Origin of the sequence: Kribbella alba, assembly GCF_039529635.1 — a bacterium.
Classification (GTDB): domain Bacteria; phylum Actinomycetota; class Actinomycetes; order Propionibacteriales; family Kribbellaceae; genus Kribbella; species Kribbella alba.
On record NZ_BAAANE010000002.1, the window covers coordinates 123,470 to 143,086 of the forward strand.

The 19,617-nt window shown below is 68.7% G+C and carries 19 protein-coding genes; 4 read left to right on the forward strand and 15 right to left on the reverse strand.

The genetic code is table 11. From position 1 onward, the window contains the following. Positions 1-3: 3 nt before the first annotated feature. A complete protein-coding gene (locus ABD210_RS02565) occupies positions 4-975 on the forward strand; it encodes an asparaginase (RefSeq protein ID WP_344108204.1) in 972 nt (323 codons plus the stop codon). Here the strand turns inward: ABD210_RS02565 and ABD210_RS02570 are convergent. The 7 genes from ABD210_RS02570 to ABD210_RS02600 all read right to left on the reverse strand — a co-directional run bounded on the left by ABD210_RS02570 (position 947) and on the right by ABD210_RS02600 (position 10,726). Continuing rightward, positions 947-2,164 (reverse strand): RNA polymerase sigma factor, encoded by a 1,218-nt coding sequence (locus tag ABD210_RS02570; protein WP_344108206.1) that lies wholly within the window; start codon positions 2,162-2,164, stop codon positions 947-949. The two genes, ABD210_RS02565 and ABD210_RS02570, sit on opposite strands and share 29 nt — an antisense overlap. Before the next feature lie 201 nt (positions 2,165-2,365). Beyond that, a complete protein-coding gene (locus tag ABD210_RS02575; protein WP_344108208.1) occupies positions 2,366-3,667 on the reverse strand; it encodes an NAD(P)/FAD-dependent oxidoreductase in 1,302 nt (433 codons plus the stop codon). 55 nt (positions 3,668-3,722) lie between these two features. After that, the gene (ftsY, locus tag ABD210_RS02580) at positions 3,723-4,922 is read right to left on the reverse strand and encodes a signal recognition particle-docking protein FtsY (RefSeq protein WP_344108210.1); all 1,200 of its coding nucleotides are present in this window, start codon (positions 4,920-4,922) and stop codon (positions 3,723-3,725) included. 43 nt (positions 4,923-4,965) lie between these two features. Then, a complete protein-coding gene (cydC, locus tag ABD210_RS02585; RefSeq protein WP_344108212.1) occupies positions 4,966-6,636 on the reverse strand; it encodes a thiol reductant ABC exporter subunit CydC in 1,671 nt (556 codons plus the stop codon). Beyond that, positions 6,633-8,258, reverse strand: coding sequence for a thiol reductant ABC exporter subunit CydD (gene cydD / locus ABD210_RS02590; protein ID WP_344108214.1), 1,626 nt, complete (start codon positions 8,256-8,258; stop codon positions 6,633-6,635). Before cydD ends, cydC begins: the two co-directional genes overlap by 4 nt. Beyond that, positions 8,258-9,325: a cytochrome d ubiquinol oxidase subunit II gene (cydB, locus tag ABD210_RS02595; protein ID WP_344108216.1), complete on the reverse strand. Its 1,068-nt coding sequence runs from the start codon at positions 9,323-9,325 to the stop codon at positions 8,258-8,260. The genes cydD and cydB overlap by 1 nt, the downstream gene beginning before the upstream one ends. A gap of 9 nt (positions 9,326-9,334) precedes the next feature. Then, on the reverse strand, positions 9,335-10,726 hold the full coding sequence (locus tag ABD210_RS02600; protein WP_344108218.1) for a cytochrome ubiquinol oxidase subunit I: 1,392 nt from the start codon (positions 10,724-10,726) through the stop codon (positions 9,335-9,337). A gap of 85 nt (positions 10,727-10,811) precedes the next feature. Between ABD210_RS02600 and ABD210_RS02605 the strand changes: the two genes are divergently transcribed. Both ABD210_RS02605 and ABD210_RS02610 read left to right on the forward strand, forming a co-directional pair. Further along, positions 10,812-11,198 carry a BlaI/MecI/CopY family transcriptional regulator gene (locus tag ABD210_RS02605; protein ID WP_344108220.1) on the forward strand — a complete coding sequence of 129 codons (387 nt, stop codon included), beginning with the start codon at positions 10,812-10,814 and terminating at the stop codon, positions 11,196-11,198. Beyond that, positions 11,195-12,103 carry a M56 family metallopeptidase gene (locus ABD210_RS02610; RefSeq protein ID WP_344108222.1) on the forward strand — a complete coding sequence of 303 codons (909 nt, stop codon included), beginning with the start codon at positions 11,195-11,197 and terminating at the stop codon, positions 12,101-12,103. The genes ABD210_RS02605 and ABD210_RS02610 overlap by 4 nt, the downstream gene beginning before the upstream one ends. Here ABD210_RS02610 and ABD210_RS02615 read toward each other — a convergent pair. From ABD210_RS02615 to ABD210_RS02635, 5 genes are all read right to left on the reverse strand, one after another. Then, positions 12,100-12,480: a dihydrofolate reductase family protein gene (locus tag ABD210_RS02615; RefSeq protein WP_344108224.1), complete on the reverse strand. Its 381-nt coding sequence runs from the start codon at positions 12,478-12,480 to the stop codon at positions 12,100-12,102. The genes ABD210_RS02610 and ABD210_RS02615 overlap by 4 nt on opposite strands. A gap of 167 nt (positions 12,481-12,647) precedes the next feature. Further along, on the reverse strand, positions 12,648-13,754 hold the full coding sequence (locus tag ABD210_RS02620) for a threonine aldolase family protein (protein ID WP_344108226.1): 1,107 nt from the start codon (positions 13,752-13,754) through the stop codon (positions 12,648-12,650). A gap of 56 nt (positions 13,755-13,810) precedes the next feature. Then, positions 13,811-14,518: a zf-HC2 domain-containing protein gene (locus ABD210_RS02625; protein WP_344108228.1), complete on the reverse strand. Its 708-nt coding sequence runs from the start codon at positions 14,516-14,518 to the stop codon at positions 13,811-13,813. Next, positions 14,515-15,045: a sigma-70 family RNA polymerase sigma factor gene (locus ABD210_RS02630; RefSeq protein WP_344108230.1), complete on the reverse strand. Its 531-nt coding sequence runs from the start codon at positions 15,043-15,045 to the stop codon at positions 14,515-14,517. Before ABD210_RS02630 ends, ABD210_RS02625 begins: the two co-directional genes overlap by 4 nt. Before the next feature lie 120 nt (positions 15,046-15,165). Further along, positions 15,166-15,696 (reverse strand): hypothetical protein, encoded by a 531-nt coding sequence (locus ABD210_RS02635; RefSeq protein WP_344108232.1) that lies wholly within the window; start codon positions 15,694-15,696, stop codon positions 15,166-15,168. 90 nt (positions 15,697-15,786) lie between these two features. On the opposite strand from ABD210_RS02635, the gene ABD210_RS02640 reads away from it, so the two are divergent. Continuing rightward, positions 15,787-16,116 (forward strand): nuclear transport factor 2 family protein, encoded by a 330-nt coding sequence (locus ABD210_RS02640; RefSeq protein WP_344108234.1) that lies wholly within the window; start codon positions 15,787-15,789, stop codon positions 16,114-16,116. A gap of 42 nt (positions 16,117-16,158) precedes the next feature. Here the strand turns inward: ABD210_RS02640 and ABD210_RS02645 are convergent, their stop codons facing one another. From ABD210_RS02645 to ABD210_RS02655, 3 genes are all read right to left on the reverse strand, one after another. Continuing rightward, a complete protein-coding gene (locus tag ABD210_RS02645; protein ID WP_344108236.1) occupies positions 16,159-17,145 on the reverse strand; it encodes a zinc-dependent alcohol dehydrogenase family protein in 987 nt (328 codons plus the stop codon). A gap of 28 nt (positions 17,146-17,173) precedes the next feature. Beyond that, entirely contained in the window at positions 17,174-18,196 is a 1,023-nt protein-coding gene (locus ABD210_RS02650; protein WP_344108239.1) for an alcohol dehydrogenase, read from the reverse strand. Positions 18,197-18,270: 74 nt separating this feature from the next. After that, positions 18,271-18,846 carry a TetR/AcrR family transcriptional regulator gene (locus ABD210_RS02655; RefSeq protein ID WP_344108241.1) on the reverse strand — a complete coding sequence of 192 codons (576 nt, stop codon included), beginning with the start codon at positions 18,844-18,846 and terminating at the stop codon, positions 18,271-18,273. Positions 18,847-19,617 lie beyond the last annotated feature (771 nt).

Here is a 19,617-nt window from a genome sequence, read left to right on the forward strand (position 1 = left end):
CCTGTGAGCATCGCCCTGTTCACCCTTGGCGGCACTATCGCGATGGCGGGCGGCTCGAACCGCCTGACCGGAGCGGATCTGACCGACGCAGTACCGGGTCTGGTCGAGTTGGGCCGGCCCGTGGAGGTGCAGGACATAGCGGCCGTGCCCAGTTCGAACCTGACCGTGGCCACGATGCTTGATGTCGTCGACGCGGCTTCAAAGGCGATCAGCAACGGCGCGACCGGGATCGTCGTCACGCAGGGAACGGACACGCTCGAGGAGACCGCGTTCCTGGTGGACCAGGTCTGGCCGCACTCCAACCCGTTCGTGCTCACCGGTGCGATGCGCAACCCGACCCTGGCAGGCCCTGACGGCCCGGCGAACCTGTTGGCCGCCGCCCGGGTCGCCTGTTCCCCCGCCGCCCGTGACCTGGGCGCCCTGGTCGTGTTCAGCGACCAGATCCACGCGGCCCGCTGGGTGCGGAAGACCCACAGCACGAGTACCGCCGCGTTCGCGTCGCCCAACGCCGGCCCGATCGGCCAGGTCGTGGAGGGGCAGGTCCGGATCCTCGCCCGCCCGGACCGACAGGACGGCGTACCGGGTCGTGCTGAGCCGGCGGAACTGGAAGCCACCAAGGTCGCGCTGTACACGGTCACGCTGGACGACGACGGCCTGCTGCTCGAGGGACTCGCCGACACACACCAGGGCTTGGTGGTAGCGGGCTTCGGCGTCGGGCACGTGCCGGCCGCGCTCGCACCGGTGCTCGGCGCGCTGGCGGAACGCATCCCAGTGGTCCTGACGTCGCGGACCGGCAGTGGCTCGGTGCTCCGCAGCACCTACAGCTCCGTGGGGTCCGAGTCCGATCTACTGCAGCGCGGGCTCATCGACGGCGGCTTCCTGGATCCCTACAAGGCGCGCGTGCTGCTTCGGTTGCTGCTGGCAACGGGTGAGGGGCTCGACGAGATCACCGGGGCTTTCGCCCAGCACCACTGACCGCGGCCGCCTTGGTGGTCAGGTAGTCCCGCTCGGGCAGGCTCGTCGTACGCCGGGCCGCCGCGCGGAAGTGGCTCGCGGCAGACTCGGTCTGGCCGAGCATCTCGTACAGATGCCCCCGTACTGCGTCCAGTCGGTAGTGCCCGGCGAGTTCCGCGTCCAATGGGACCAGTAGCTCCAGTCCGGCCTCGGGTCCTCGCACCATGGCGGCTGCGATCGCGTGGTTGAGTTTGGCCATCGGGTTGCCCGACAGACTGACCAGCAGGTCGTACAAGCCAAGGATCTGCGGCCAGTCCGTGTCCTCGGCGCGATCCACCTCGTCGTGCAAGGCGGCGATGGCTGCCTGCAACTGGTACTCCCCCAGCGGCGGCCGCGCGAACGCGTCCACAGCCAACTCGAGCCCTTCGGTGATGAACCCCCTGTTCCACAAAGTGCGGTCCTGGTCTGCCAGCGGGATGAGCTCGCCCGCAGTACCGGTGCGGGCCAGCCGACGCGCATCGTTGAGGAGCATCAGTGCGAGCAGCCCGGTGACCTGCCCGTTCTCCGGCAGCAAGGCATGCACCATCCGCGTCAGCCGGATCGCCTCGGTCGACAGGTCGCTCCGCTGCAGCTGAGGTCCGCTGCTGCTCGTGTATCCCTCGTTGAACAACAGGTAGAGCACGTGCAGGACCTGCCGCAGCCGCTCGTCGGTCGGGTCGAGCTCGAACTTCGCGTCCTTGATCCGCACCTTGGCCCGGGTGATCCGCTGCGCCATCGTCGCCTCGGGCACCAAGTAGGCCTTGGCGATCTCGGCGGTGGTCAACCCACCGACAGCCCGCAGGGTGAGCGCGATCGCCGACGCGGACGTCAACGCCGGATGGCAGCACAGGAACAACAACCGCAGCGTGTCGTCCGTGTCCTCAACGTCCTCCGTGGGCACATCCCGCTGCGCCGCGAACTCCTCCCGGCGCCGCCTGGCCTGCTCCTGCCGGATCTCGTCGATGAACCGCCGGTTCGCAGTCTGGATCAACCACCCGCGCGGATGGTCCGGCCGCCCGTCCCGCGGCCAGGTCCGTGCCGCCGCGATCAACGCCTCCTGGACGGCATCCTCGGCCGCGGCGAAGTCGCCCGTGCGCCGTACCAGAGCGCCGAGAACCTGCGGCGCCAACTCCCGCAGCAGATCGTCGAGCTTCGTCACGTCAGCAGTCACGTCAAAGTCTCCGGTCTGGCTGATCACCCCGGGCGAACCCCGACGTCCGCCTCGCGCCTACATCTTTGCGCTGCCGTCGCTGGAAGACGAACCCACACCCCGACCCCGCTTCACCCTTGTGTCTGTCGGTTCCCGTGCGGCCGGGTTCTTGGGGGTTCCCCCCCGAAAGTGTGGGTTGAAGCCCCGACGGGGACAGCGCTTCTACCGGTGGGGTCGGGTGCGTTCCGGGCCGGCGGTCTCGAGCGGGACGTCGTCGGCCGGGATGACGCCCAGGTGGGTCGTCTGCGGACCGAGCACCGCGTCGAGCAGCCACTCGGTCGCAGTACGCATCCGGTTTCCCGGCATCGACAGCAGGTGGTAGCCACGCGTCACAGCCTTGGCCGGCAGTCCGGCCAGAGGTATCTGCAGAGGGTTGGCTGCCGCCTGCAGGCCGCCGAGGTCGACGACGAACCCGAGGTCCTTGTGCTTGTACGGCTTCCGCTCGCCCGTGCCGAACGTGGCGGCCACGTTGTGCGCCACCCGCCTTCCCTGCCGCTCGGCATGTTGTGCGGTCATCGGCGTCAGCTCGCCTGGCCGGGCCAGATCCGGTACTGCGGCCGCGTCCCCGGCAGCGAACACGTCGGGATGGCCCGGCACGTTCAGGTACTCGTCGACGACCAGCCGGCCCCTCTCGGTCTTCAGCCCGAGTCCCTCGACCACCGGATCAGGCCGGACGCCCACACACCAGATCAGCGACTGAGTGGCGACGAACGTGCCGTCGGTAAGCCGTACTCCGTCCGGCTGCGCCTCCGCCACCGACAGCCCCGTCCGTACTTCGACACCTCGCTCGCGCAGCACCTTGTCGGCCGTTCGCGACAACCGCAGGTCCAGCTCAGGCAGAACCCGCTCGGCAATGTCCAGCAGCATCCACCGGACCCGCTGGTTCCGCAGCCGCGGGCGCCGCTTCCTCAGGAGTTCCGTGTAGAGCACGCATTGCGCGGCTACTTCCGTCCCGGTGTAACCGGCCCCGACGACCACGAACGTGCAGAGCGAGTCCCGCTCAGTCTGGTCGTCCGTAGCGTCAGCCAGCTCGATCTGCTGGGTCAGGTGGTCGCGCAGGAAGATCGCCTCGGGTATCCCTCGGAACCCGTGCGCATGCTCGGCGACGCCGGGGATCGGCAGCAGCTTGTTGACGCTGCCGGCGGCGAGGATCAACCGGTCATAGCCGAGTTCCCTGTGCATGCCGACCGGAGTCTCGTACCGGACCTGTCTGTCCTCCAGGTCGAACCCGTCGACCTCACCGAGCACCAGCCGGACCTCCGGCAGGGTGTCCGCGAGGGACACGGTGATCCGGCGCGGCTCCAGGATCCCCCCGGCGACCTCCGGCAACAGTGGCACGTACAGGAAGTAGTCCGTCGGATTCACCAGCACGATCTCCGCCCGGCCTCGCGCGACCCGGCACAGCGTCTTCGCAGCGTGGAACCCGGCGAACCCGGCCCCGACAATCACAATCCTCGGCCTCATACCCGCCCAGGTACCAGATCAGCGCTCCTGCAAACACGGCCGTAGCCGATGGCCCTCAGTCCAGCAGAGCGTCGACGAACTGTTCGGCGTCGAACGGAGCCAGGTCGTCGGCGCCTTCGCCGAGGCCGACGAGCTTCACCGGCACGCCGAGCTCGCGCTGGACCGCGATCACGATGCCGCCCTTCGCGGTGCCGTCGAGCTTGGTGAGCACCAGGCCGGTCACGTTGATCACCTCGGCGAACACGCGGGCCTGGGTCAGTCCGTTCTGGCCGGTGGTGGCGTCGATGACGAGCAGTACCTCGTCCACCTCGGCGGACTTCTCGATGACGCGCTTGACCTTGCCGAGCTCGTCCATCAGGCCGGTCTTGGTGTGCAGCCGCCCGGCGGTGTCGATCAGCACGACGTCGGCCGACTCGTCGATGCCCTGCTTGACCGCTTCGAACGCGATGCTGGCCGGGTCACCACCCTCGGGACCTCGCACAGTCCGAACGCCGACCCGCTCGCCCCACGTCTGCAGCTGATCCGCCGCCGCGGCACGGAAGGTGTCGGCCGCGCCCAGCACGACGTGCTTGTCCTCGGCGACCAGCACTCGGGCCAACTTGCCGACCGTCGTGGTCTTCCCAGTGCCGTTCACGCCGACGACCATCACGACCGCCGGCTGGTCGCCCTTGCGCTCGACCTTCAGCGAACGGTCCAGCGTCGGATCCAGCAGCGCGACCAGCTCCTCGCGCAGGATCGCGCGAGCCTGGTCCGCGGTGACCCCCTCGACCCGAACGCGGGTCCGCAGCCGCTCGACCAGCTCCTGGGTCGGGGCGACCCCGACGTCGGCGGTGATGAGCGTGGTCTCGATGTCCTCCCACGCCTCCTCGTCGAGCGTGTCCCTCGACAGCAGCGCCAGCAGGCCCTTGCCCAGCGAACCCTGCGACCTGGCCAGCCGCGCCCGCAGCCGGACGAGCCGGCCTTGCGCGGACTCGGGCTTCTCCAGCGTCGTCGTGGCGCCCGCACCTTGGTCCGCGGCGTCGGGCAGCTCGGTGTCCTCGAGGGTCCGGGTCGGCGTGTCCCGCGGCACCTCGGCGTCGTCGCCGACCTTGGGCTCGGCGATCTCCGGCCTTGGTTCGGGGGCCGGCAGTTCGGCCCTGCGGCGCCTGGTGACGACCAGTCCGGCGGTGCCGCCGACCAGCACGACAGCGATCACCGCGATGATGGCGATCAGGGCCTGGTCCGTGAGCAGGGTGACAAGCTGAGTGGTCAACACGATCCCCCATCTTGGCAGACGCCCGGCCCGCTCCCCGCATCCCTCACTTGAGGTCCAGCACTGGTTGCGTTACGTGAGGAGCAAGCTCAGGCCGGTGGGTGAGCAGTACGACGGTACGGCGGCCCGCTGCCACGAACAGGTCGGCCAGCAAGGTTCGGGCGGTCTCCTCGTCGAGGTGCTCGGTCGGCTCGTCCAGCACCAGCACGTCGTGATCCGCCAGCAGCAGCCGGGCGAACGCGAGCCGCTGGCGTTCGCCACCGGACAGCCGTGCGCCGTGCTCCCCCACCATCGTGTCGAGTCCCTCCGGCAGTCCCTCGACGAATTCTCCCAACCTGGCCCGGTAGAGGGCTCGCCAGAGCTCCAGGTCGCTGCCGCCGGGTCTCGCCAGCAGGAGGTTCTCGCGGATGCTCGTGTCGAACACGTGGCTCTCCTGCGTCAACAGCCCGACCACCGAGCGCAGCTGATCACCGGCGAGCCGCCGCAGGTCCACCCCATCCAGCAGCAACTCCCCGTCCCGCGGATCCAGAAACCGAAGCAGTACTGCGGCCAGCGTGCTCTTACCTGAGCCACTCGGACCGGTCACCACCACCCGGCTCCCCTCGGGCAGGTCCAGGTCAATCCCCCGGAGCACGTCGGGACCTTCATACCCAGCCCGCAGCCCACGCACCTGCAGGCCCCTGCCAGACGGCAACTGCTCGGCCACGACTGGCTCCACCACGGGCACTGGCGCGGCAAGGACCTCCCGCAGCCGCGACAACGAAGTACGGACTCTGATCGCCAGTTGGGCCGCCACTGGGATCCCACCGAGCACGTCAGCCAGCGCCAGCGGCGTCAGCACCAGAACGGCGAACACGGGTCCCGAGATATCCGCCTGGCTGCCAAGCACCAGCCCCGCCACGGTCGCTGCACCCACGCAGAGCGCCAGGAGCGCGTTGCCGAGACCAGCACTCCAGGCAGAGCGACGTTCAGCTGCGGCCAACCGTGCATCAGCTGCTGTGAAACCAGCAAGGATGTCGTCCACGGCGTTGAACGCAACCACGTCAGCGGCCGTCAACAGGGCCTCGGTAGCACCAGCAGCTACCTCTCCTCTGTCTCCAGCAATCGCCCGCTCAGCCCGCCTCGCAGTAGCAGCCGTCAGCCACGGCACCAGCGTGCAAGCCACCAGCACGGCCAGCGCAACCGATGCGCCTGCCACCGGCAGCAGGACGACCAGCAACGCAACCGTCGCGGTGGCGGTCACCGCAGCAACCAGCACTGGCAGGACCACCCGCAGCCAGAGATCGAGCACTGCATCGACATCCAGCAGCAACCGCGCAAGCAGATCCCCGCTCCGCAGCGAAAGCCCGGCCGGCGCCAGTTCCTCCAACCGCCCGGCGACCCGCGACCGCACCTCCCCTAACACCCGGTACGCCGCGTCGTGGGCCGCAAGTCGCTCGACATAGCGGAAGACCCCCCGCCCGACGCCGAAGGCCCGCACAGCCACGATCGCCACCATCAGGATGAGCACAGGCGGTTGCGCCGCCGCAGTAGTGATCAGCCACGCCGAGGTGGCCAGCAACCCCACAGCCGCCCCGGACGCCACGACCCCTGCCACCACAGCGAGCACCAATCGAGCAGCCACTCGCCGATCAGGCGCAGCGAGCGCGAGCCGGGTTGCCACTGGCCGGCCAGGCACCGACACCAATCCCGGTTGCTCGCGGGACGCGATTCTCATGCCATCACCAACTCCCGCGGGCCCACCTCGACCACTCGGTCAGCCGCAGCGATCAACGCGGGCCGGTGCGCGACGAGCAGCACAGTCCGCCCAGTCGCCCGCAGGCTGGCAACCACGCCCGCTTCGACCTCGGCGTCCAATCCGGCCGTCGGCTCATCCAGCAACAGCACCGGCGCCTCCGTGAGAAGCGCCCGCGCCAACGCGACTCGACGCCGCTGTCCACCCGACAACAACCTCCCCTGCTCACCGACTGGCGTATCCAGCTCGAGCTCAGCGGCTCCGGCCGCATTCAGCGCCTGCCGCACCTCTTCATCCGACGCAGCGGGTCGCCCCAGCCGCACATTGTCCGCGATGCTCCCCACGAGCAGTCCCGGCCGCTGCGGCACCCATCCGAACTGCCGCCGCCACAAGCCCGGCTCGAACTCATCCGCCGCACTCCCGCCGGCTACAACGACCCCGCGCTCAGGTACGACGAACCCGAGCACCGCAGCGAGCACCGTCGACTTACCAGCGCCACTCGGACCGGTCATCGCCACCACCTCGCCTGGCCACAGGTCCAGGTCGAACCCTTCCAGGGCAGGAGCCGCCCGATCCGGGTACCGCACTGTCACGTCGTGCAGGTGCAGCGAAGTCACCCGCAGGTCCGGTACGTCGGTCCGGTCACCGCGCGACGGCAGCGGCGTCTCCAGCACCCGGAACACCTCCTCGCTCGCCGCAACCCCATCCGCACTCGCGTGGAACTGGGTGCCCACCTGCCGCAACGGCAGATAGGCCTCCGGCGCGAGGATCAGCACCAGCAGAGCTGTCTCCAGGCCCAGACTCCCGTCCACCAAACGCAGGCCGACGCCCACGGCGACCAGCGCGACCGAGATGCTGGCGAGGAGTTCCAGGACCAGCGACGACAGGAAGGCCAGCCGCAGACTCGCCATCGATGCCACCCGGTGCTTGTCGGTCACCCGTCGTACTGCGGCAGCCTGGGCCTTGGCCCGGCCGAACAGCTTGAGCGTGGGTAGTCCGGCCACCACATCGGCGAAATGATGCGCCAGCACAGCCAGCGCGTGCTGCCGGCGCCTGCTGTGAGCGACAGTGGCCCAGCCGACCAACGCCATGAAGATCGGGATCAGCGGCAGAGTCACCAGCACAGTTCCCGCTGAGATGAGGTCGCCCGTCGCCATCCACGCGATCACACCGGCCGGCACAGTTGCCGCCAGCACCAATTGCGGCAGGTACCGGGCGAAGTAGGGATCCAGGTCGTCCAACCCCTTGGTCAGCAAAGTGGTCAGCGCGCTGCTGCGCTCTCCACTGAGCCAAGCCGGACCCAGCTTCAGCGAATGCTCGAGCACCTGCTGCCGCAGCGTCGACTTCACCGCAGCAGCCGCCCGCTGCCCGACCACCTCCTGCAACCACACCAACGCCGCCCGCGCCACAACCACCGCCACCAACCACCAAGCCACCTGGCCGACACTGTCCCCACGCAGCACCACACCGGCAATCCCCCGAGCCAGCAGCACAGCCTGTACTACGACTAGCAGGCCCGTGACGACGCCGATCACCACAGATGCGGCTAGGAAAAGCCGGGCCGCGCGAGCGCGTCGCAGCAGGCGGGGATCCAGTGGCTTCATCACACCTGACCGGGATGCTGGGGCGGGGTCAGCGATTGCGCCTGACCGGGGTGGTGGGGTGGGGTCAGCGATTGCGCCTGGACCGGTTCGACGGTCACGCGCTTGCGGAACACCCAGTAGGTCCACCCCTGATACAGCATCACCAGCGGCGTGAAGATCGCCGCGATGATCGTCAGCACCTTCAGCGTGTACGGCGTGGACGAGGCGTTGGCGGTCGTCAGACTCCAGGCCGGGTCCAGCGTCGACGGCATCACCACGGGGAACAACGCGACGAACAACGACGCCACGGCCAGCCCGATTGCGACGGAAGTCCCCACGAAGGCCCACCCCTCACGGCCAACCCTGTTCGCCACCAGCCCGGCCAGCAACGCCACAGCAGCAAGCCCTGCCACCACGGCAGACCACGTGTCACCGCGCAGTCCCTGCGTCCAGGCTAGGAACCCGACAGCCAGCGCAGCCGCCGCCAGACCGCAGTACGACGCAAACCGGTTCGCCCTGTGCCGCAACTCCCCTGTCGTCTTCAACGCCAGGAAGATCGCGCCGTGCGCCACGAACAACATCGCCACCGTCAGTCCACCCAGCAACGCGAACGGGCTGAACAACGAACCCAGAGTCCCGACGAACTCGTGCCGAGCATCGATGGGTACGCCGCGAACCAGGCTCGCGAAGGTGATCCCCCACAGCAGTGCGGGCACCACCGACCCGATCGTGATCATGGTGTCCATCCGCGAACGCCACGGCAGGTCTTCGCGCTTGCCGCGGTACTCCAGCGCCACCCCACGCAGGATCAACGCCACCAGAATCGCGAACAACGGCAGGTAGAACCCGCTGAACAGGGTCGCGTACCACTCCGGGAAGGCGGCGAAGGTGGCACCACCGGCCACGATCAGCCAGACCTCGTTGCCGTCCCAATGCGGACCGATCGCGGTCACCACCGCCCGCCGTTCCGGCTCGTCCCGGCCGAGGATGCGCAGCAGGATGCCGACCCCGAAGTCGAACCCCTCGAGCACGAAGTACCCGACCCAGAGTCCCGCGATCACGACGAACCACACCGTTGTCAGTTCCATCTCAGCCCCTCAGTACGCGAACGACAGCGGTTTGTCGGAGTCGTCGGATTCCGCCGGCTCGTCCGGCAACCCGGCCCCGATCGACTTGAGCATGAGTTTCACCTCGACCACGGCCAGAGCGCCGTACAGGACTGTGAAGCCGATCAGCGAGGTCAGCACCTCCCCGCCGGTGGTCCCAGGGGACACACCGGAGGCGGTCGGCAGCAGGCCGAACACCAGCCAGGGTTGCCGCCCGGTCTCGGTGAAGATCCAGCCGAAGCTGTTCGCGAACAGCGGAAGCAGCGGCAACAGCACCGCGGTCCGCACCAGCCACTTGGTCGGCGCCCGGCCCCGGCGAGTTGCCCAGAGCAACCAGATGGCGATCGCCGTCGACGCCATCCCGACACCGATCATCAGCCGGAAGGTCCAGTACGCGAGCGGGATGTTCGGCTTGTAGGAACCCGGGCCGTAAAGCTGCTCGTACGCCTGTTGCAGCGTGTTGATGCCCTTGACCTCGCCGTCGAAGTGCCCGGTGGCCAGGAACGACAGCAGGTACGGCACCTTCACGGAGAAGACCTCGCGCGAACCGTCCAGGGTGCCGATGGTGAAGATCGAGAACGACGCCGGCTTCTCCGTCTCGTACAGCGCCTCGGCCGCGGCCATCTTCATCGGCTGCACCTGGGTCATCACCTTGCCCTGCTGGTCACCGCTCAACGCGACCCCCGCGCCCGCGACGATCACCACGACGGCGCCGAGCCGCAGTGCGGTCCGGAAGGCATCGGTATCGATCCCCGGCCGACGGACGAGGTGCCACAACGCGACACCGGCCACGAACCCACCGCCGACCAGGAACGCGGCGAAGATCGTGTGCGGGTAGGTGACGAGGACGACCTTGTTGGTCAGCACCGCGCCGATGTCTGTCAGTTCGGCCCGGCCGCGCTGGGCGTTGTAGCGGAAGCCGACCGGGTTCTGCATCCACGAGTTCGCCGACAGGATGAAGTACGCCGACAGTTGGGTGCCGAGCACGACCATCCAGATGGAGGCGAGGTGGATCGCCTTCGGCAGCCGGTCCCAGCCGAAGATCCACAACCCGATGAAGGTGGACTCGAGGAAGAACGCGAGCAGCCCCTCCAGCGCCAGCGGGGCGCCGAACACGTCCCCGACGAAGCGCGAGTAGTCGCTCCAGTTCATCCCGAACTGGAACTCCTGGACCAGCCCGGTGACGACGCCCATCGCGATGTTGATCAGGAACAACTTGCCGTAGAACTTCGTCAGCCGCAGGTACTTGTCCTTGCCGGTCCGGTACCACGCGGTCTGCAGGCCGGCCGTGATCGCGACCAGCGAGATGGTCACCGGGACGAAGAAGAAGTGGTAGACGGTGGTGATCGCGAACTGCCAGCGGGCCAGATCCAGGGTGTCCACGCGTTCAGCCCTCCCGAGCCATCTACGACGTTACGTAGTAGATGCTAGCGGAGGATCTACTACGCGATGTAGTTATACTCGTCACGTGGCCACTGATCCCAGAACTCCGCGCCCCCTCGGCGAGCTCGAGCGGCTGGTGATGGAGCAGCTGTGGTCCGCCGAGGACGCGCTGACCGTCCGCGAGGTCCACGAGCGGCTCGTAGGTACCCGAGAGCTGGCCTATACAACCGTGATGACCGTGCTCGATCGGCTGGCGAAGAAGCGCCTGACCGAGCGGGAGCGAGACGGCAAGGCCTGGCGCTACCGTGCCGCGGCGCCGCGAGAGGAACTGGCCGCGGACCTGATGCGCGATGCGCTCGACCGTTCCGGCGACCGCCGCGAGGCCCTGGTCCGCTTCGTCGGCCAGGTCACGGATGAGGAGGCCGCGCTGCTCCGGGACGCGCTGACCCGGTTGGAGGCGCGGGAGGGGTGATCACCCCGTTCCTGCTCGCCGCGCTTGCTCTGGTGCTCACTGGTCCCGCACCAGCTCTGTTGGCTCGATCCAGCTGGCCCTATCGGGTCCCCCGGGCCGCTGTCGCTTTGTGGCAGGCGCTCGCGCTGGCCGCGGTACTGGCTGCTTTCGGGGCAGGGATCGCGCTGTCCTACTCGACCGCTGGTCAACCTGGTGAACCTCGGTTCGACCCGTCATCCCTCCGGGACCTCGCAGCAGCTGCAGTGCTCGCGTTGACGGCGCTGGTCGGCATCAGGCTCCTCTGGGCGGTCGGGCGCGTTGCGGTGCAGACCAGGGCCCGGCGGAAGCGGCACCGCGATCTGGTCGACGTACTGGCGACTCCGGACGGCTTGATCCCCGGCTTGCGAGTCCTGGCCGAGCAGACGCCGCTCGCCTACTGCCTTCCCGCTCTGCGCGGGTCCCGGGTGGTCGTGTCGGTCGGCGCACTCGACCGTCTCGACGATGGTGAGCTGCGCGCGGTGCTTGCTCACGAGCAGGCTCACCTACGCGCCAGGCACGACCTGGTGCTCGAAGCGTTCACCGCCCTGCACATGGCGTTTCCCCGCTGGGTCCGAAGCGACGTTGCCCTGGAGCAGGCTCGCACGCTCGTCGAGCTGCTCGCAGACGACGACGCCCGCCGCCGCAAGGGCCCGGTGCCGTTGGCGCGGGCTCTGGTCGCTCTTGCCGGGTCCCCCGCACCAGAGGCAGGACTGGCCGCAGCCAAGTCGTCCACCGTGCTCCGCGTCCAGCGCCTGGCCGACCCGGAGCCTCACTACCCGTGGCTGTCGGCTGCCACCTACACAGCTGCAGTCCTACTCCTGGTCGTGCCCACATTGACCGTGGCAGCCCCAATCGTCCAAGCACTGGTGAACGCAACCGGCTTTTAGCCCAGCCCGCTGGTAGCGCATCGACCGTCCGCCCGCGCTGATAGGCGCTTGAGCTCCGCCACGGCCTCGACCGCGTCGGTGATCACCTCGCCCGGCTCCCAGTCACCCCAAGGCGCGGCGTCCAGCGTCGTCGAGGCGACCACCTTGCGCAGCTGGTTGAGCCGCGGCGCGAGGACGTCATCCGTTGCCGTCGGCCAATAATCGACGAACAACCGATAGGTCCTCGCACCGAGCACCATGGTGTCGACGCGCTCGAGGAAGTCCAGGTTGTCATCGTCGGCCTGATCGGCGACCGTGTCGAAGAAGTCGAGCTCGTCGTCCGGCCCGGCCGCATACCCGTCGAGAGTGACGTATTCCTGGAAGATCAGCCGTCTCATCGAGTCAGGCTACAAGCCCAGATGTTTACCTTCACCCCGTGCGACTGCGAGCAGCACGAGCGCCGAAAGAACCAGCAGGATGATCATGGTGATGACGAAAGTCAGCACAGTTTTATTTCTCTCCCCGATTGTTGCCCCACACAAACCTCACACCTAGTGCTACGAGCTCAGTCTCCCAGAAGTTCCCCGAAAGCCTTGGCCGCCTCGTCGACGTCCCAGGTCAACGTGTCCGGAGTCACCACGAGCTCGACCCACGACCAGCCGGGCACGTCCGCGGCGTGCCAGGTGTAGCTGATCGACTCGCGCGTCGCCTCCATCCGTCGCACCGCGGCCAGCTCGATCTGCTCGGCCGGTCGCGGCGCGTAGACGCGGAACGAGTTCGTGTGCGGCGGATCGGGGAACACACGGAATCCGGCGACCTGCAAGGCAGCCGCCAGCTCGACCGCTCGCTCGTGGAGGTCCCCCATCAGCGGCAGCACGTTACGGAGGCCCTCGCGCGCCGCCACGGCGTACGGGAAGAGGGTGAAAGGGTTGCCGCCCAGGCGGCGCTGCCACCGGCGTACCTCGGCGATGAGGTCCTCGGGTCCCGCCACGGCTGCGCCGCTGATGCCGCCGAGGCCCTTGTAGAAGGACACGTAGACAGTCGAAGCCAGCGCGGCCACCTCAGCGAGGCTGTGCTCGAGGTACGGCGTGCTTTCCCACAGCCGGGCGCCATCCAGATGCAGCGGTACACCGCGTTCAGCGCAGGCCTCGGCGAACACCACGAGCTCATCCCACGTCGGCAGCACGAAGCCGCCATCGCGCAAAGGGATCTCCAGCGCCACAGCGGCCAGCTGTCCCGGAATGGCGGCAAGTTCGTCCGGTCGGGGCTGCCGCGGCTCGGCGGTCAGCCGCTCGATGCGGAGGTGGTGCAGCTCCTCCAAGGCGTTCAGCTCATGCTGCAGGAAGTGCGACAGGCCGTGCAGCGCGACCCGCTGCGTCCCGGCCCGATCGGCGTAGACCCGGAGCACGCTCTGCTGGGCTGCGATCCCGGTGGGCATGAACACCGCGGCCGGCTTGCCCAGCAGCTCGGCGACCTCCTTCTCCAGGAGCTCGACCTCACCACCGCTGCCGTAGCCGTCGGACTCGGTCTCCGTCGCTGCATCGGCGAGCCTGCGCAGCGTATCTGCTACGGGGATTCTTCGGCCGGACAGCCAGCGGGTGCAATCGGCCGCGGCCGCCTTGCGCCTGGCCCGGAGATCTTCGGAAGCGGTCGTCGTCGGGTAAGTCGCCACAGCTCCATCCTCTCGTCCCGGGCAACCGAATTCACGGACACCCCGAGCAGAGGCGGTCAGACCGGTGTGGTGACGACGTGCCTGCCCTGGACGGTCTTGATCTCGACCGACCGCACCTGGTCGACCGTCGCGAGCACGCCACCGCCGAAGCGGCTTCCCTCGCGCGCGGCCTTGTCCGAGACGACCCAACTACCGGCCACGTAGGTCTTGCCGGACTTGTCCGTCACGAGCATCTCGCACTCGTCGCCCGCCTTGAGGCCGGAGACGTTGACGATGACCCAGCTCCAACCGGTCCGCGGTTCCACCGTCGTCTTCATCGTCACGCCGGTGCTCGTGTCAGTCGCCGTCACCTGCTTGGAACCGGCCGGCGTGTCATCGGCCACCTGTGAGTCGACCGTCTGCCGCCCGATCACGACGCCGCCTCCGACCGCCCCGGCGACCACCAGCACCGCGGCGGCCACCATCCACCAGCGCGACCGGCGAGTTGCCTTGGCGGCGACCGGCGGAGCGGTGACGGGTTCGACAACGGTCGCCCGGACCTCGCGCAGCGTCCGCTGCAGCAGCAGGTCACCATCGGCGGGCGGACCTTCCAGGAACGCCTCGGGCGGCACCTCGCCGAGGAACTCCTTCATCTCCTCGAGCTCGTCCACCTCGACCCGTCCCTCAGCACAACCGGCCAGGTGCTGGTCCACCTCGCGCACCTCGTCCGGGTCGAGTGCACCGAGAACGTAGGCGCCGAGCTGCGAGTGATCATGCTCGCTCATCTGGCCACCTCCGCTTCAGATCCCATCACCGTGCGCAGCGCGCGGAGGGCGTAGTACGACCTCGATTTCACGGTACCCGGCGGCACACCGAGTTCCTTCGCGGCCTCGGTCACCGACCGGCCGCGGTAGTACAGCTCCACCAGTACCTCGCGATGCTCCTGCGACACCTGGTCCAGTGCGTCCAGCACGACCATGGTGTTCACCACCGATTCGGAGTGGTCGCCCTCGACGGGCGGCCGATCCTCCACCTCCGCCACCTCGGCCGGCCGGACGGCTCGCGCCCGGGCCCGGTCGGTGACGATGTTGCGCGCGACCGTCAGCAACCAGCCACGCACGGACCCCTTACCCGCGACCAGGTCGTCAGCGTGCTTCCACGCCCGCACCAGCGTCTCCTGGACGACGTCCTCGGCCGCCGCTCGATCGCCGGTCAGTCTGGTCGCATACGCCAGCAGACTGCGCCCATGCTCCGCGTACAGAGAGCGGATCAACGCCTCAGCTGCCTCCGGACGGCGGTCCGTGTCGCCCACCGCTGTCCTCCCGGCCTCGATCATCGCGGTCGTTCGTACGATAGGCGATTTCTTCGCGGCACACACTGCAGGGCCCCCGGCGGAGCCCTGCAGGAGGGCGCTGAGGAGGTTCATCCGGGGTCAGTAGCCCCCGCCGCCGGCGGCGGAAGGCTTCGTGGTGATCTTCTTGCCGTCAGCCCCGACGACCCACCAGATGCCACCGACAGCCTGGCCCGTGGCGTCGCCGGCCTTGGTGTCCTTCTGGAAGTAGTAGAGCGGCCAACCAGCCAGGGTCACCTGCTTGCTGCCGTCCGACCGGTCCACCGTGCCGACGAGCGACGGGTCCACCCCGTCCACCTGCGGCGTACCGCTGCCGGCCATCAGCGCCGGCCACTTCACCAGGCAGTCGCCTTCACAGTTCGACTTCGACGGGCTCGCGGTGTCCTTGTCGAAGATGTACAGCGTCATGCCCTTGCCGTCGACAACGATCTTGCCGTAGTTGCCGACCTCGGCGAGGGCCAGCTTCGCCTCGCTGGACGAGGACGGGCTGCTGCTCGTGCTGGTGGTCGTGGTGTTCTGGGGAGCGGCCGGGGTGTTGTTGTCACCACCACACGCGGTGAGCGCCGACAGGCCGAGAACGGCCGATCCGGCGAAAATGGCCAAGCGCTTCATGGTGTCTCTCCTTGGGTTGAAGTTCGACACCACCCACACGGACAGCCCGCGGATCCGGTTCAACGAAAAGGCCGGAGTTATGGTCACGATATGACCACACCAGCCGGCCTCCCCACGGCCGTCCAGCGGGCCCTGGCCGCGATCGACGAGCAGGACAACGACGCCTTCGTCGCCGCGTTCGCCCCTGACGGATTCGTGGACGACTGGGGCCGCCAGTTCCGCGGCCCGGACCGGATCCGCTCCTGGAGCGAGAACGAGCTGATCGGCAAGCGGGCCACCTTCTCCGACACCCGGGTCTCCACGCCGGGCAACCCGTTGACCATCGTCACCCAGGTCGGTGGCGATGGTTTCAACGGGCCGTCCCACTTCACCTTCGAGGTCCGCGACGACCTGATCGCCTCGATGACGATCACGGCCTGACCCCGCTACCGCTCGGGCACCGTTCACCCAGCGTGAGCGAATCTACTGCTGCTTGAACAGCACCTTGCCCGTGCGGCCCTGCTGCCGCGCGTGCTCGAAGGCCTTGCGGAAGTCGGTCAGCGGGTAGGTCGCCTCGACGTCCGCCCGCACCACTGCTTTGGCGGCCAGCTCCGCGAGCTCGACGTACGTCTTCTCGAGCTCCTCACGCGAGGCGTTCTGCAGCCAGTTGACCATCCAGAGTCCCCGCAGGCTCAGCTGCCGGTAGATGGAGTCACCCAGCCCCACCTGTACCGGCTGACCCGTGACCGACGAGTAGCTGACCACCGTGCCCTCGAACTCGGCCGCCTGCGCCAACGCCCCCGCCGTCGCATCACCCGTGCCGTCGAGAACCAGCCGCAGCTTGTTCTCCCCCAGTGCCGCCGCGATCCGTCCGCCGAGGTCATTGCCGTCGACAAGCACCAGGTCCGCGCCGGCAGCCCGCAGCTTCTCCGCCGCCTCTTCCCGCCGTACTACGCTCAGCGTCTTCAGGCCGGCGTGCCTCGCCAGGGCGATCACGTACTGCCCGACCCCGGAGTTGCCCAGGTTCTGCCCGACCCAGTCCCCCGGCTTCAGGTCGACGTACCTGGTCAGCGCCAGGTGAGCCGTGAGCGGGTTGATCCCCACCATCGCAAGCTGCAGCGGGTCGCCGTCATCCGTGACCGGCACGACGTTCCGAGCCGCGACCACGACCTGGTCCGACCAGGTGCCCTGCTCGTAGTTCGGCACGATCAGCACCCGCCGACCGACAAGTGAGGCGTCCACCGAGGCACCCGCCTCGACGACCCGGCCGACGCCCTCGGAACCGAGCGCGAACGGCACCTGCGCCCGATACCCATAGGTCCCGGCAGCAAGCATGAAGTCGACCGGATTGATCGGCGCGGCCTCGATGCTCACCAGCACCTCGTCCGGACCGACGGTCAGGTCAAGATCGTTGATCAAGGCAACATTCGCGTCGATGTCACCGATCGCCTTCAGAATCAACTTGCTCATTCTCTACCCCTCTTCGTTTCTGGTGTTTTCAGTGCTTGGTGGTCAGGACCATGCGGAACCGGGCAGCGCCGGACATCATCCGCGCGTAGGCGTCGGCCGCCTTCTCCAGCGGAACTGTCTCGACCATCGGCCGGACCTGGTTCGCGACGGCGAACGCGAAGCTCTCCTCGTTCTCGCTCGGCGTGCCGGTGAGGGACCCGTGGATGCTGCGGCCGCCGAAGATCAACGACCCGGTGCTCACCTCGATCGGGTCGTTCCCCCCGCCGAGCACGATCAGCCGGCCGCGAATGGCGAGGCCGTCGATCAACGGGCTCATCGAGGCGCCACTGGCAGCGGTGGCGACGATCACCTGGGCGCCCCCGAGCTCCTGCAGGGCCTTGGCCGGGTCGACAGCCGCGCTGTCGATGTAGTCGTCCGCGCCCAGCGTCAGCGCCAGTTCACGCTTGTCCTCGCCGCGCGCGATGGCGACCACGCGCAGGCCGAGCTTGGCGGCGTACTGGATGGCCAGGTGGCCGAGACCGCCGACGCCCTGGACAGCGACCAGGTCGCCGGACCGCGGCGCTCCCTTGCGGAGCCCGTTGAAGACCGTGATGCCCGCGCACAACACCGGCGCTGCCTCGACCGCGGTCAGTTCCTGCGGTATGGCGACCAGCCCGCTCGCCCGGGCGATCGTGTACTCCGCGTAGCCGCCGTCGACCGTGTCGCCCGTGGCCGGCTGGTTCGTGCAGAAGACGAAGTCGCCTCGCCGGCAGCTCGCGCAGGCGCCGCAATGGCCGCCGAGATACCCCACGCCAACAAGCTGGCCCACGGTCCACCCGGTGACGTCCGCGCCGAGCTTGTCGATCCGCCCGACCAGCTCGTGGCCCGGCACGATCGCCGTACCGGCTGGGTGGTTGCCGAACAGGTTGTGCACGCCGACGGCGTCAGTGTGGCAGACCCCGCAGGCCTCGATGGCGATCCGGGCCTGGCCTGGTCCGGGATCGGTGAGTTCCCGCTCGACCAGTGCGAAGGCGCCGTCCTCGGTCGCCTGCACCGCGCGATAGGTGGTCATGGTGAAACTCCTAAGATGGTCGGTCGTCTTGCAATCGGCAGAGCTGTCCCCTCGAAGGTCGAGGGGAGCTTTGACTAGGGCTTGAGCAGGCTGTTGAAGGTGAGGTCGAAGAAGCTGTCGAAGACGTCGGCCGACTTGAAGGTGCGCGCCTGGATCAAGGTGCCCTCCCAGGCACTGACCAGGTAGCGCGCGGTCACGTCGGGATCGAGGTCCTTGCGGATGCTGCCGGCCTGCTGGCCGTCGACGAGGGCGCCGCTGAGCATCTCGGCCCAGATGGCCAGACCGCTGCGCACGCCGCCGCGGATCGTCTCACTGTGATCCACGATCTCGGCGCCGAAGTTCCCGAGCAGGCAGCCCTTGGCGATCCCGACTTCGAGCTGCTCGTCGCGCAGGAACTCGAAGTGCGCCCGGATCCTGGCCACCGGTTCCACCGACTTGTCGGCCAGATCCCCCAGCCGCCGACCGTCGCCGTACCGCCCCAACGCGACCAGGGCCAGCGCTTCCTTGCTCTCGAAGTGGTTGTAGAACGACCCCTTCGGCACCCCGGCCCGATCGGTGATGTCCTTCACCGCCGCCGCGTTGAACCCGCGCTCGTGAAACTGAGCCAGGGCCGCCTCGACGATCTCTTCCCGCATACTCTGCCGTGCCATGCATCCAATGTGACCGGTCGTCTTAGATTAGTCAAGGGCATCCCACCTCCGGACCTCCGGACGCCTCTCCGCCCTGCCATCACGAGCCCGTCCACCCACACCCGCGCCCCGCACACCCTCCCTGCCCGACCCGCCACGACCGCCCCGCCCTCTTCCCGGCCCGACCCGCCGGTGCGGCCGCCAGTGCCTGGCCCGACCCGCCCTCTCCTTGCCCGACCCGCCGATCCAGGCCGACTTCCCGGCCCGACCCGCCCTCCCCTTGCCCGACCCGCCGATCCAGGCCGACTTCCCGGCCCGACCCGCCGGTGCGGCCGCCACTTCCCGGCGCGACCCGCCCTCCCCTTGCCCGACCCGCCGATCCAGGCCGACTTCCCGGCCCGACCCGCCGGTGCGGCCGCCACTTCCCGGCCCGACCCGCCGACTCCGGCCGACTTACCGGCCCGACCCGCCGACCTGAGCGACTCTCACCGGCGCGTCGAACCGGGTAGTGGGAATCGACCGGCGGGTCGAGCAGGCAAGTGGCACCCGCACCGGCGAGTCGGGCAGGGCAGCCGCACCGGCGAGTCGAGCAGGCTAGTGGCAATCGGCCGGTCCAACCGGCCAGCCGACTCCACTCCCCGGTTCGACCCGCCACCGCGCTCTGCCACCCGGTCCTCTTCCCCCGACCCGCCACCACGCTCTGCCATCCCGCCCTCTTACCGGCCCGACCCGCCGGTGCGGCCGCCACTTCCCGGCCCGACCCGCCGACTCCGGCCGACTTACCGGCCCGAC

What these genes read in the sequence shown, in the direction of transcription:
- ABD210_RS02575 (WP_344108208.1), bottom strand. Translation starts at nt 3,667, where the DNA reads ATGAGGCCGAGGATTGTGATTGTCGGGGCCGGGTTCGCCGGGTTCCAC.
- cydC (WP_344108212.1), bottom strand. Translation starts at nt 6,636, where the DNA reads ATGAGAATCGCGTCCCGCGAGCAACCGGGATTGGTGTCGGTGCCTGGC.
- cydD (WP_344108214.1), bottom strand. Translation starts at nt 8,258, where the DNA reads ATGAAGCCACTGGATCCCCGCCTGCTGCGACGCGCTCGCGCGGCCCGG.
- cydB (WP_344108216.1), bottom strand. Translation starts at nt 9,325, where the DNA reads ATGGAACTGACAACGGTGTGGTTCGTCGTGATCGCGGGACTCTGGGTC.
- ABD210_RS02615 (WP_344108224.1), bottom strand. Translation starts at nt 12,480, where the DNA reads ATGAGACGGCTGATCTTCCAGGAATACGTCACTCTCGACGGGTATGCG.
- ABD210_RS02625 (WP_344108228.1), bottom strand. Translation starts at nt 14,518, where the DNA reads ATGAGCGAGCATGATCACTCGCAGCTCGGCGCCTACGTTCTCGGTGCA.
- ABD210_RS02635 (WP_344108232.1), bottom strand. Translation starts at nt 15,696, where the DNA reads ATGAAGCGCTTGGCCATTTTCGCCGGATCGGCCGTTCTCGGCCTGTCG.
- ABD210_RS02640 (WP_344108234.1), top strand. Translation starts at nt 15,787, where the DNA reads ATGACCACACCAGCCGGCCTCCCCACGGCCGTCCAGCGGGCCCTGGCC.
- ABD210_RS02645 (WP_344108236.1), bottom strand. Translation starts at nt 17,145, where the DNA reads ATGAGCAAGTTGATTCTGAAGGCGATCGGTGACATCGACGCGAATGTT.
- ABD210_RS02650 (WP_344108239.1), bottom strand. Translation starts at nt 18,196, where the DNA reads ATGACCACCTATCGCGCGGTGCAGGCGACCGAGGACGGCGCCTTCGCA.
- ABD210_RS02655 (WP_344108241.1), bottom strand. Translation starts at nt 18,846, where the DNA reads ATGGCACGGCAGAGTATGCGGGAAGAGATCGTCGAGGCGGCCCTGGCT.